Genomic DNA, 12,696 nt, shown 5'->3' with positions numbered 1-12,696 from the left:
GCTCGATCCGGTGGAAAGCCTCGTCGGCGACATCGACCTTGGCATCGGTGCGGACGTGCCCGCTGCGGTTGGCGCCGTCACCCACACCGTCGGCGGCGTCATCGACGCAGCGGGAGACACACTCGGTGCAGCAGCCGGCACCGTCGGCAGCATTGTCGGCGGAGTTACGGACACGGCCGGCGGTCTCCTCGGCGGCGGTGCTTCGGCGCCCGGCGACACCGACCTCACCGTCGGCCTCAACACCGGCCTGCCGGTGGTGGATGGCGTCGGCGCCGGCGTCAGCCTCGATCCCGTGGAAAGCCTCGTCGGTGACATCGACCTGGATCTCGGTGTCGACACCTCTGGCGTCGCTGGTGCCACCACCGGCACAGTCGGTGGCCTGCTCGATACCGCAGGGTCGCTAGGCGGCGCGGCGGCCATCGGAACGGGCACGACCGGCCTGACCGATATCGCCAGCGATCCAGTGGGTACGCTGACGGCGCCGATCGACGCCACGATGGGCACTGTTGTGACAGGCGCGGACAGCGCGATGGACGGTGTTCTCGCCGCCATCAATTCGCTGGACCACGCCATCATGACGGACCTTCACCTCGGCAGCATGCCCGTCCTCCAGAACGGGGTGGATCTCGGCCTGTCGACGACCAGCCCGACAGCAGGTCTATCGCTGTCGAGCGAGGCGTCGCTGCACGACCTCCTGACGCAGACGAGCGACCCCATCCTTGTGCCGTCGATGTCGCTGGCCGACGCCAGCTCGGCCGCACTGGAGTCGACGGCGGCGATCACGACGCCTCTGGCCTCGCCGATCCTCGCCCCGACAAGCTCGGCGCTGACCGGCACATCCTCTCTCCTGTCCGGCACGACGTCGTCGCTGACGGGCACGGTGCCGACCACCACCACATCGCCGCTCACGAGCAGCACCTCGTCGCTCCTGACGGATACGACATCGGCGCTGACCAGCACGACGCCAATCACCACCACCGCGCCGCTCACAAGCACCACCTCATCGCTCCTGACGGATACGACATCGGCGCTGACAAGCACGACGCCAATCACCACCACCGCGCCGCTCACAAGCACCACCTCGTCGCTCCTCACCGGAACGACATCGGCGCTGACGAGCACGACGCCAATCACCACCACCGCGCCACTCACAAGCAGCACCTCGTCGCTCCTCACCGGAACGACGTCGGCGCTGACAAGCACGACGCCAATCACCACCACGTCGCCGCTCACAAGCACCACCTCGTCGCTCCTCACCGGAACGACATCGGCGCTGACCAGCACGACGCCAACCACCATCACGTCGCCGCTCACAAGCAGCACCTCGTCGCTCCTCACCGGAACGACCTCGTCGCTGACAAGCACGACGCCAACCACCACCACCTCGCCGCTCACAAGCAGCACCTCATCGCTCCTCACTGGAACGACATCGGCGCTGACCAGCACGACGCCAACCACCACCACATCGCCGCTCACAAGCACCACCTCGTCGCTCCTCACCGGATCGACCTCGGCGCTGACCAGCACGGCACCGACGCTCACCAGCAGCACTTCGACGCTTCTGAGCACGTCGCCGTCGCTGACCAGTTCAACGTCGATGCTGACCAGCACCACGCCCACCCTCACCAGCACCGCTTCGACGCTGACGGGCACGACCTCGCTGCTATCCGGCACGACGTCAGCGCTCACAAGCACCCCGACGGTGCACACGACCACCTCGAGCCTGACAAGCACGACGACATCGCTGTCGAACACGCTGGTCAAGCTTGGGGGAGGGTTCCATCTCTAAGTTGTAGCGCATGAACACACGTGCCGATCCGCTGATCTGGAACATCGAAGCCTGGAAGCGCCCCACCGGGGCGCTTCTTGTCATGACGCTTGCCCTCAACGTCCTCGGCCTGACGATCCCGATCGCAGGGTCGCAGATCTTCGGGCGCATCATTCCCAATCCGCAAAGCGCCACCCTGACGGTCCTGGTGATCGGGGTGGCGATGCTCGGCGCGATGGAAGGGCTGCTGCGATACGGGCGGATGATCGTCCTCACCCGCAGCGGCGCCAACTTCGCCGGGCTGATGACCTACCGGCTTCTCACCCATGTCTTGGCCAGCGAGCCTGCGGACGGGCATCTAGCCTCCTCCCGCAGCGTCGAATATCTCGGCGCGATCCAGCAGCTGAAGGAGAAATACAACGGTCAGATCGTGGTCAGCGTCGTGGAACTCATGTTCCTGCCGCTGATCGTCGGGGTGATCTTCATCATCTCCTGGATGGCCGGCCTGTTCGTCCTGTTGGGGCTTGCCGCCTTCGCCGCACTGACGCTGCGGGACGCCACCGAGATGAAGCGCCTCGTCGACCGGAACACGGCCGACAGCGAGGCGCGCTACGATTTCCTGTTTGCGATGCTGAGCGGCATGCATGCCATCAAGTCGATGGGCATCGAGGATCACATCCTGCGCCGCTTCGAGTCCTTCCAGTCGCGCATCGCCGCCGACAATCACGAACTCGCCATCGTCACCGGGCGCCTCCTCAACAGCACGCCGATCGCCAGCCAGATCCTCACGGCCGCGATGCTCACCTTCGGCGCCATCAGCGTCGGCTACGGGCATACGACCATGGGCGGCGTCTCGGCGCTCGTGCTCCTCAGCGGCCGCGTCACCGCGCCACTGCAGCGCGCCATCTTCATCCTCGTGCAGATGCGCGACATCGAGGCCGCGCAGGTCAAGCTCGACGCCGTGCTGGCCCAGCCCCGCATCGCCGAGCCCGTCGAGACGCTGGACATCGTCAACGAAGGCCGCCTCTCGGCCGATGGCCTGGCCTTCCGCGACCCGAAGGGCTCCCTCCTCTTCGAGGATGTCGGCCTCTCGCTGCAGCCGGGCGAGATCGTCGCCCTCTCCGGCCCGTCCGAGCGGGCCAACTCCCTGTTCCTCCAGCTGCTCGCCGGCGTCCACAAGCCGGCGGCCGGCGAGATCCGCCTCAACGGCACGCCGCCGACGCACTATCCGCAGAAGCTGCTCAATCGCTGCGTCGGCTATGTTCCAACCGCCGGCATCCTGTTTCGCGGCACCATCCGCGACAACATCACGCGTTTCGGCGAGGTCAGCGTCGACGAGGCGATGGACGTTGCCGCCGTGCTCGAGATCGACGCCCTGATCAAAGAGCTGCCGAACGGCCTCGACACCGAGCTTGCGGGCTCAGCCAGCGAAACGATCCCGCCCGGCCTCTGCCAGCAGCTCGCCATCCTGCGGGCGGTGGCGACGCGGCCCAAGCTCATCCTTCTCGACAATGCCGATCGAGGCCTCGACCGCGAAGGCTATGCCAAGCTCCACCGCTTCATCGGCAAGATCCACGGTCAGGCGACCTTCGTCATCGCCTCGGACGATGCCAATCTGCTGAGCTTCGCCACCAAGCGGGTGATGCTGGATCGCACGGGCCTGCGCCCCGTCGACGGCTTCGCCGTGCAAAGCCGCACCTCCTACCGGGACCTCAAGATATGACCGGCTCGGCTCTTCGCGCGATCGCTCCGCTTGCCGTCGAGATCACCGGCACCGAGGCTGTGGCCACCGGCAGGACGCCAGCCGAGCGGCCGGCCGGGGCTGCCCCGGCACCTGGGGGCGAGACGGCCTGGGTGCTGCAGCTGCGCGCCTCCGTGGAGCGGCTCGACGCCGTTCTGCGCCGCAGTCTCGGCCGCGCCGAGCCATCCGGCCTGGAGCGGCTCTTCTGCACCGTCTGCGTGCTGTCGGGCACCAATTTTCCGCTGCGGCAGCTGATCGCGGCCCTCCCTGTCGACACCGGCGCCTTCGATAGTCACGCGCTCGTTGGCGCGCTCGGGCGCCTCGGCATCCATGCCACGCCCACGCAGGGCTATGCCCGCTTCTCCCCAGACGACCACCCGCTGCTGTTCCAGCCGCGGCGGGGCGAGGCGGTGATCCTGTTCCGCGCCGTCGATACGCGCATGCTGAAGCTGATGCGTGCGGACGGCAGCGTGGAGGACGTCGCCTCGCTGCGCGCCCTCGGCCGCGGCGCCTCCTGGAGCTTTGCGCCCAACAACGAAGCCCATCCCCTGTCGCTGGTCCAGCGCAGCCATACCGGCTACCGTTGGTTCCGCGCCCTTCTCACCAAGTTCAGTGCCGTCGGCACCGGGCTTCTGATCACCAGCATGGCGATCGCGGCGGTCAGCGTGATGCTGCCGCTCTTCACCATCCAGATCTACTCGAACGTGATCAGCCTGGGCACGCTGGGGCCCCTGCCCGCCCTGATCATCGGCATGGTGCTGATTGTCGTCTTCGAGGCGCTACTCCTGGCCCATCGCGCCAATGCCGTTGCCTGGATCGCTAACCGCCTGGAATTCCTCGTCACCAGCGCCTCCTTCGAACGCATCCTGCGCCTGCGCCCATCCATCTCCGAGCGCGCTGCGGTCAGTGACCAGGCCGCGCGGCTGCGCACCTTCGAGAACATTCGCGACTTCATCACCGGTCCTGCCTTCACCTCGCTCCTGGAGGCGCCGGCCAGCCTCATCTCGCTGGTGGTGATCGGCTGGATTGGCGGCACGCTGGTTGTCGTGCCGCTCCTGGCCATTGCCACGCATTTCGGGCTGCTCGTCCTCCTCCGCCGCAAGGCGAAGGTGATGACCAGCATCGCCGCCGACGAATCGACGGAGATGCAGCGCATCACCATCGAGACCTTCGAGAAGCGCGATGCGATCCGGCAGGCCGGCCTGCAGGATCTCTGGTCAGACCGCATGATCCGGGGCGCACGGCGCCAGCAGAAAGCCTATATCTCGCAGCGCCTCATCGGCGCTGCCGGCGAGGCGCTGTCGTCCTTCGTGCTGACGGTCAGCACGATCCTGCTCCTTGCGGCGGGCGCGAAGGCCGTCTGGGCAGGCGAGATCGGCACGGGCGGCCTGCTTGCCATCACCATCCTCGGGCAGCGGGCGATGATGCCCTCACACATCCTTTGCCTGTCGGTTCAGCGTGTGGAGCAGTTCCGCAACAGCATCGACCAGCTCAACGCCCTGATGGATGTTCCGCCGGAACGCGACGAGCAGCGCGAATACACCCAGATCAAGGGCCTCGGCGGCAGCGTCAGCTTCATCAATGCCGGCTTCCGCACGGCCGATACCCGCATCGTCTATGTTGGCCTTGAGCTCGAGGTCGATCCCGGCGCGGTGATCGCCATCACCGGGGCCAACGGCACGGGCAAGACGACCACCCTCAAGCTGCTGCAGGGGCTCAGCGACCTCGCCATCGGCACGATCCGGATCGACGGCATCGATCTGCGCCAGCTGCCGCAGGAGGAGTTGCGCCGGCGCATCGCCTATGTCCCGCAAAATCCGAAGCTGTTCCCCGGGACGTTGCGGGACAATCTGCTCTTCAGCAATCCGCTGGCCAGCGACGGCCAGATCCGCGCCGTCCTCGCCCGCACCGGTCTGACTGCTGCGATCGATGCGCTTCCAGGCGGACTGGATCACCGTTGCGGCAACGTCACGGACACGGAGTTCTCCGCGGAATTTCAATTCAAATTCGCCATAGCCCAGGCACTTTTAATCGAGAGTAAGCTCTTTCTGGTAGATGAGATACCGAACGCATTGTTGGATGGAGAAGTAGGTGAGTTGATGATCAATATCATTCAATCCAACCGAAACCTCTATACGACATTCTTTGTATCCCATCGTTCGGATTTCTTGAAACTTGCCGATCGGGTCGTGGCTCTTCGGTATGGCAAGGTTCCTGTTGTCTCAACGGCGGAGAGTCTTCTTGCGAGAGCATCATGAGTCTCGTCACGCTGAGCAATCCTTCGCTCGCTAGATGGCTGCCGCCGAGTGTCGAAACCGCGACACTCTCGCATCCGGTGCTGGTGGACGAGACCGCCCCGCAGATCTTCATCAGGCGCGCCAGCACGATCACCGCGATCGGCATCTTCGGCTTCATCGTCTGGGCCGCGCTCGCCGATGTGCATGAGGTCTCGCAGGCGGGTGGAATGATCGTCCCGGAGGGGTTCGAGCGTGTCGTCCAGCATTACGAGGGCGGCATCGTGAAGAGCATCCTCGTGCATCCCGGCGATCTCGTGGAGCAGGGAGCGCCGTTGTTCATTCTCGACGATGCCGGCACCGCCCAGGATCTCGACGTCGTCAATCGCCAGCAGTCCAGTCTCTCGGCGCAGATGGAAGGGCTGGAGGCGCTCGCGGAAGGGCGCGACGCCAACTTCGCCGCACTGGCACCGAGCCAGGCCGCCAAGGACTCCGAACTCGCCTATCAGGCGCGTCGTGATGCGCAGGACAGCCAGCAGCAGCTCTTCGAGGGTGAGATCCAGCAGGCGCGCCTCCTCATCTCGACCTACGACATCCAGATGAAGGGGCTGGAGAACGACCGCGCCTTCGCCGCCAGCAATTTCGCCCGTATCGAGACGCTGATTTCGAAGGGCTATGCGACGGCCACGCAGCTCGCCGAACGTCGTAAGGTGCAGCAGGACGTCGAGAACCAGATCCTGCTTCTGAAGGAGAAGAAGAACGCGGCGGTCGAGAATCTCAACCAGACCCAGCAGCGGCTGAACGCCTTCCTCACCAGCTCGAAATTCACCGTGGCCGCCCAGGTCCAGGAGCTGCGGGGATCACTGACGATCATTGGCGGCGACCTCGACAAGAAGCAGCGCCGGCAGGACCGGCTCACCGTCAAGGCGCCGGTGCGCGGCATCGTCAAGTCCGTGGAGGTGACCACACTCGGCGGCATCGTCGGTTCTGGCCAGGTCCTGGCGACGATCGTGCCGACCGACGAGCCGCTGCATGCCGAGACCCGCATTGCCGTCAGCCAGATCGGCTATATCGAGGTCGGGATGCCCGCGCATGTGAAGGTCACCGCCTTCGACTTCACCCGCTTCGGCTGGCTCGACGGACATGTCGCGGAGATCTCGCCGTCCTCCTTCGGCTCGGAGCGCGAGCAGCCCTTCTATACCGTGCGGATCGACTTCGACAACGAGCGCCTGCCCTTTGCGCCGGCTGCCAAGCTGATGCCGGGCATGGCCGTGTCGGCCGACATCATCACCGGCAGCAAGTCGGTACTCGCCTACTTCCTCAGTCCGATCCGCAAGGCTCTGGACACGGCCTTCGAGGAGCGCTGAGATGATGAACGTCCCTCTGCGCACTCTCTCGGGCACGGCTGGCGCCAAGCCCTCGGTCCTTCTGGTCGACGACGACCGGGCCGGCCTTCTGGCGATGGAAGACCAGCTGATGAAGCTGGGCTACGACGTCACCACCGCGGTCAATGGCGCCGAGGCTTTCGCATTGATGCGCGAGGATCCCTCGCGTGCCGACGTCGTGATGACGGACCGGATGATGCCGATCCTTGACGGGCTCGGCCTGACGCGGCGGCTGAAGCGCGAACGCGAAACCAAGCACATCCCGGTGATCATCCTGACCGGTGCTTCGGAGCCGGACGACGTCAGCGCCGGCATCGAGGCGGGTGCCTTCTACTATCTGACCAAGCCGCCGGCCGAGAAGCTGGTGGCGTCCGTGCTCAGCTCCGCGCTGCAGGAAGTGTCGCGCCAGAGCAAGCTGCGCGCCGACCTCAAGGGCCATCAGTCGGCCTTCAAGACCATGCAGGTCATGAAGTTCAGGCTGCGGATGCCGGAGGAGGTCGAGCCTGCGGTCAGCATGCTGGCCAGCATGCAGGACGATCCGGACCGCACCATCCAGGGCATCTACGAGCTCGTCCAGAACGGCGTCGAACACGGTGTCCTGCGCTTCGGCTTCGATGAGAAGTCGCGCCTTCTGAAGGAGGGCCTCTGGCAGCAAGCGCTCGCCGAGCGCTCGCGCGATCCCCGCTTCGCCAACAGCTGGGTCGAGGCAACGGCCATGCGGCGCGACGACGGCATCTATGTCAGCGTCAAGGACGATGGTCCCGGCTTCGACTGGCGCAGCTTCCTGACCACCGATCCCAGCCGCTCGGCGGCTGCCTGCGGCCGCGGCATCTCGCGCGCGGCCAACTTCTCCTTCGATCGATTGACCTTCGATCAGACCGGCAACCAGGTTGTGGGCTTCGTCGCCAGCCAGCCACGCGTGAAGTGGTGAGGAGTGTCACATGAAGATCGCTGGAGACAAGGTCCGGAACGCACTGCCCACGATCCTGTTGGCCGTGACACTTCTGATCACGGGCATCATGATCACCTGGTATACGGCGATGGTTCTCCGTCGCCATGACGAGCAGTTCCAACAGGAGTTGAAGCTCTACCAAGGGGCCATCAGGCTGCAGGCGGACACGGTCATCGTGCGGATCAAGGATGCCGCCGCCTTCATCGCCAGCGGCGCCGAGGAGGAAATCCCGGCCAAGCTGAAGATCTCGATCCGCAAGTCGCCTCATGTCGTCGAGCTCGGCTACTTCAAATCCGGAGAGCCGGGGCTGGTGCACGGCCTCGTCGGCAAATCCACCTCGTTCGACACCTCACGGCGCGATGAGCTGCAGCGGTTCGTCGCATTCCTGAAGGAGACGGAGGGGCTGGTCGTTACGGTGACGCCATCGGACTGGCCGCATCTGTTTCACTCCATCTCCGATGGGCGGGCCGTCATGGTGCAGGCGCTCCGCACCTCCACCGCTTCAGGCGACTTCAACGTCGTATACGCGGTCATGGACCTCAAGGGCGTGGTGCAGGAATCGGCCGAGCAGGTGATCCGCGGCCACCTTGAGGAAGTCCGCTTCCAGACGGGCAAAGAGGGAGTCATCTGGGATTTCGATCACAGTTACAGCGTCCTCGACCGGATCATCCGTCCTGCACCGACCACGATCAGCGTGCCCGTGACCCGCAACCTCGACATGATGGTCGACGTCCGGAAGAGCTACGAACGCATGAGCGCGCTCTTCGTCATGCTGGGCGGCCTGCTCGCGATTGCTCTGATGTCAGGCGCCCTCGTCTTCTTCTATCAGCGTCTGCGTCATCGATCCGAGGCAGAGCTTATCGCGGCTCTTGCCGACTCGCGTCGGAGTAGCGAGGCGAAGTCGATCTTCCTCGCCAATATGAGCCATGAGATCCGTACGCCGCTGAACGGCGTCCTCGGCATGGCCGAGCTTCTCGGCCGCACCGAGCTGACAGAGGCGCAGCGGCGCTACGCCGATCAGATCAAGTCCTCCGGCAGCATGCTGCTCGCCATCCTCAACGACATCCTCGACATCTCCAAGATCGAGAGCCGGCAGCTGGCCATCGATCCCGTCCGGACGCGTCTGCCGTCGCTGATCGGGGACATCGTCTCGTTCTACTCGGCAGGGGCGCAGAACAAAGGTATCGAGCTTCTGCTCGACGTCGATCCGACGCTACCCGAGCAGGTCGAGGTCGATCCCACCCGGCTGCGGCAGATCATCGGCAATCTTCTCGGCAACGCGCTGAAGTTCACGCGCGACGGCGAGGTGACGGTGACCGTTAAGGTGCTCGCCTTCGACGAGGAGACGCAGCACTGCGTCGTCGACTTTGCGGTCAAGGACACCGGCATCGGCATCGCGGCGCAGAACATCGCCAAGCTCTTCTCGCGCTTCAGCCAGGCCGAGGAAAGCACCACCCGTCTCTATGGCGGCACCGGACTCGGACTCGCGATCTGCAAGGAGATCTGCGAGCTGATGGGCGGCGAGATCAGGGTTTCCAGCGAGGAGGGTAAGGGCTCGACCTTCTCCTTCAGCCTGGCCATGAAGGTCGTCGAACCAGCGTCCGAGACGCCGCTGGCGCCACTGCACGTGGCGCTCGTCACCTGCTCGTCGTCGCTGGCCGAGATCCTCGACCGCGGTCTGGGCGCTCGCCAGATCCACTGCGTGACATTCCGTCCGACCGGCAACTTCGCCGAAGCGATCGAGAAGGCGCAGGCCGCCTCGGGCCCGTTCGACCTGCTGGTGACCGACCAGGGCAAGCACATCAACGCAGCACTCGCTGTGCAGTGCCTCGTGCATGCCCGCCCGGGCCTGGCCGGCCTGCCGACCATCATTCTCGGCAGCCAGCAGGTCAACATGCGCTACAACGAGTTCGATCAGGCGGTGGTGAAGCCGTTCGATAGCCGGGTTCTTGCCGACAGCATCCGTCGTCTCGTCGGATCGCGGGACAGCAATGCCATGGCGGACGAGAGCATTGGCGCGGAGGCGCCGGATCTCTTGCCCTACAACGGGATGAAGGCTCTTCTCGTCGACGACAACAACGTCAACCTCCTGTTTGGCGAAGAGGTGCTGCAGGGCCTCGGCTTCACCGTTTCGACGGCGACGAACGGCGCCAAGGCAGTCGATGCAGCGCAGGATGGCGATTACGACGTCATCTTCATGGACTGCCAGATGCCGATCATGGACGGCTACCAGGCTACGGGGGCGATCCGCCGGCTGATGGAAGACAAGATCGTGCGGCGCGTACCCATCATCGCCGTCACGGCCAATGCCCTGAAAGGCGACCGCGAGAAGTGCCTGGAAGCCGGTATGGATGCCTTCGTCACCAAGCCGATGAGCGTCAGCCATCTCGAAGAGGTTCTCGTCTCCCTTCTCAAGGCGCCGGCGGTGGCCGCACCCAAGCGGGCACCGCGCCGTGCCGCCAACAATGATCAGCAGAGGTCAACCACGATGAGTACTCCTCCTTCCGCCTTGCCTTCCATCAGCCTGCCGGTGACGCAGCCGGCCGCGGCCATCCCTCAGGCTGCGGCGGTCCCGCTGCAGGCAAACCTCGTCCCGCCGGCCACGGAGCGTCCGAAGATCCCGTTGATCGACGTGATCGCCTTCAAGCAGACACGGGCGGCGATGACCCGGTTCGACACGCTGGTGTCGCTCTACAGGACGGATACGGCCGAGTATCTCCGGCTCATCCGGGAGGCCCTCGAATTCGACCGCATCGACGAAGCGGTGATGCCGGCTCACACGATCAAGAGCTCCAGCCGCATCCTCGGCGCGATGGGTCTTGCCAGCTTGGCAGAGGACTTCGAGAAGCGCGCCCGCACGGACGGCGCGGCACAGACCAAGGAGTTGCAGGCCCTCCGCATCCATATGGACCGCATCTTCCAACTCACTATCGAGGGTATCGACCGGCTGATGCAGGAGGGCCAGATGGCGCGCTCCGCCTGAGGCGGAGGGGCTCTACGGCTCCTGTTCTGCCTGAGCAAGCTCAAGATGGCCGTTCGTGATCATGACGGCGGCCGGCAGGATCAAGCGCGCCAAGCAGCTTGACGGGGTGACGCTCCTTGCCATCCGTCCTGAGAGCTGATGCGCGATGGCTTCCTCTATCCAGGCGGCCCAGCGCGACTGCGATGCAGTGACATCGCCGCCGGCAGGATTTGTCTCGACCCATTCAATTACAAGGGCCTCATTCCCTTCCTCGTAATCCGTACCCCACCGGACCTCGAGTCCACCGCCTTCCATGTCGAGGTGACTCGATAGGATCGCAGCGGAGGCAAGCTCGTGGAAGGCAAGCGCCAGCAGGCCCGCGGCGCGGCTTGTCAATCGGATGGCCGGCCCACTGAGACGAGCCTGATCCCCCTCCTTCAATCCGAACCGGAGGAGTTCGTCGGACAGGAGCATCGCGAGATCGATGCCCCTGGACCAGTCGGGCATGACGGCGGCCTGCACGCGCAGGTAGGAGGACAGGCGGCCGTCCAGCACACCGCCATATTCCTCGATCGTCTGGACATCCTCTCCGGTCTGTCGCGCAACGGCGCGGAGAACCGAGAGCATGTTGCGCAGACGATGCCGCTCCTCATGGCGCTCGACCCTCTCCTTCTCCCGTAGGGCGACGATCTCGGCCAAGGCCGCGTCTCGTTGCCGCTCCGCCTCTGCAAGCGCCTGCTGCAGGGCTGCGATCTCATGATGATCGTCGGCCATCTACGTGCCTAATCTGGTGACACCTTTACCTGAACGCCGCTCCTTCTCGTTCAGATGCAGATAATCTGGAGAAAACAGGGCGATATCCTGGAGTGCGGTGAGATCTGGGATCGACAGGGTACGGTCAGCCAAACGGATCAGTCCCGAGTTTCGCATCGTCTGCAGCGTGCGGTTCACATGGACGGATGTCAGTCCGGTCGCCTCGGCAAGCTCGGTCTGCGTCAGCGGAAACGGATAGCCGTCCTCCCCGGCGAGACCGACGGCCTGCAGTCTCAGAAGAAGCTCGCAGAACAGGCAGCCGATCCGCTCCACCGCGCTGCGCCGGCCGACATTGACCGTCCATTCCCGCTGGATCGCAACGTTCACCAACAGCTGCCACCAGAGCCCCTGCCCGATCTTGGGGTGATCTGCGGCGAGCCGCTGCAGCACCTCGCTGGAGATTTCGACATAACGCACCGGCGTCAGTGTCCCGATGGAGTGATCCATCTGCGCGAGGACGCCGTTGTTGAGATCACACAAGTCGCCGGGGAGGAGGATCGCGACGATCTGGCGCCGCCCGTCCTCCAGCATCTTGTAGCGGCAGGCCCAGCCGGAGACGATCAGAAGAACCGCCCGCGGAGCCTCGCCTTCCGTCATCAGGTCGGTGCGGGCGCCTGCTGCCAGTACGGGACCAGCCAGCGCTGCGGCGATCGCTTCGCTTTCGCGCTCCGTCACGTCCATGAAATTGCCGAGGTGCCGCATCAGCATAGACGCTGCACCGGTATCGCTTGCCTGTCCCATCCGCCCTCCCGTTGAACGAGGGATAGCCAAAGCAGCAACGGCAGGAATTCATCTATGTTTAGTCGCAGAGGCTCGTCTGACCCTCGGCACAAACATTCCT

8 protein-coding genes are annotated in these 12,696 nt (G+C 64.8%); 5 read left to right on the top strand and 3 right to left on the bottom strand.

The features are described from left to right. Positions 1 to 585: 585 nt before the first annotated feature. Positions 586 to 1,764: a hypothetical protein gene (locus C0R46_RS20810; protein ID WP_157944650.1), complete on the bottom strand. Its 1,179-nt coding sequence runs from the start codon at positions 1,762 to 1,764 to the stop codon at positions 586 to 588. A 35-nt stretch (positions 1,765 to 1,799) separates the two neighbouring features. On the opposite strand from C0R46_RS20810, the gene C0R46_RS13985 reads away from it, so the two are divergent. The 5 genes from C0R46_RS13985 to C0R46_RS13965 are packed head-to-tail and all read left to right on the top strand — an operon-like array spanning position 1,800 to position 11,063. Next, positions 1,800 to 3,491, top strand: coding sequence for an ATP-binding cassette domain-containing protein (locus C0R46_RS13985; protein ID WP_102960250.1), 1,692 nt, complete (start codon positions 1,800 to 1,802; stop codon positions 3,489 to 3,491). Next, positions 3,488 to 5,767, top strand: a complete 2,280-nt coding sequence (locus C0R46_RS13980; protein WP_102960249.1) for a peptidase domain-containing ABC transporter — start codon at positions 3,488 to 3,490, stop codon at positions 5,765 to 5,767. The genes C0R46_RS13985 and C0R46_RS13980 overlap by 4 nt, the downstream gene beginning before the upstream one ends. Further along, positions 5,764 to 7,110, top strand: a complete 1,347-nt coding sequence (locus C0R46_RS13975; protein WP_102960248.1) for an HlyD family type I secretion periplasmic adaptor subunit — start codon at positions 5,764 to 5,766, stop codon at positions 7,108 to 7,110. Before C0R46_RS13980 ends, C0R46_RS13975 begins: the two co-directional genes overlap by 4 nt. Position 7,111: 1 nt before the next feature. After that, entirely contained in the window at positions 7,112 to 8,059 is a 948-nt protein-coding gene (locus C0R46_RS13970; RefSeq protein WP_245413582.1) for a response regulator, read from the top strand. A 10-nt stretch (positions 8,060 to 8,069) separates the two neighbouring features. After that, positions 8,070 to 11,063 (top strand): hybrid sensor histidine kinase/response regulator, encoded by a 2,994-nt coding sequence (locus tag C0R46_RS13965; protein ID WP_102960247.1) that lies wholly within the window; start codon positions 8,070 to 8,072, stop codon positions 11,061 to 11,063. A gap of 12 nt (positions 11,064 to 11,075) precedes the next feature. Here the strand turns inward: C0R46_RS13965 and C0R46_RS13960 are convergent, their stop codons facing one another. Together C0R46_RS13960 and C0R46_RS13955 are read right to left on the bottom strand one after the other, a co-directional pair. Beyond that, positions 11,076 to 11,741 carry an HWE histidine kinase domain-containing protein gene (locus C0R46_RS13960; protein WP_198598333.1) on the bottom strand — a complete coding sequence of 222 codons (666 nt, stop codon included), beginning with the start codon at positions 11,739 to 11,741 and terminating at the stop codon, positions 11,076 to 11,078. 75 nt (positions 11,742 to 11,816) lie between these two features. Beyond that, the gene (locus tag C0R46_RS13955; protein ID WP_102960245.1) at positions 11,817 to 12,596 is read right to left on the bottom strand and encodes a Crp/Fnr family transcriptional regulator; all 780 of its coding nucleotides are present in this window, start codon (positions 12,594 to 12,596) and stop codon (positions 11,817 to 11,819) included. Positions 12,597 to 12,696: the final 100 nt, after the last annotated feature.

Source organism: Mangrovicella endophytica (assembly GCF_002893625.1).
GTDB lineage: Bacteria > Pseudomonadota > Alphaproteobacteria > Rhizobiales > Rhizobiaceae > Mangrovicella > Mangrovicella endophytica.
Note: the sequence above shows the minus strand (reverse complement) of the source record. Positions and strands in the feature narration are given on the sequence as shown.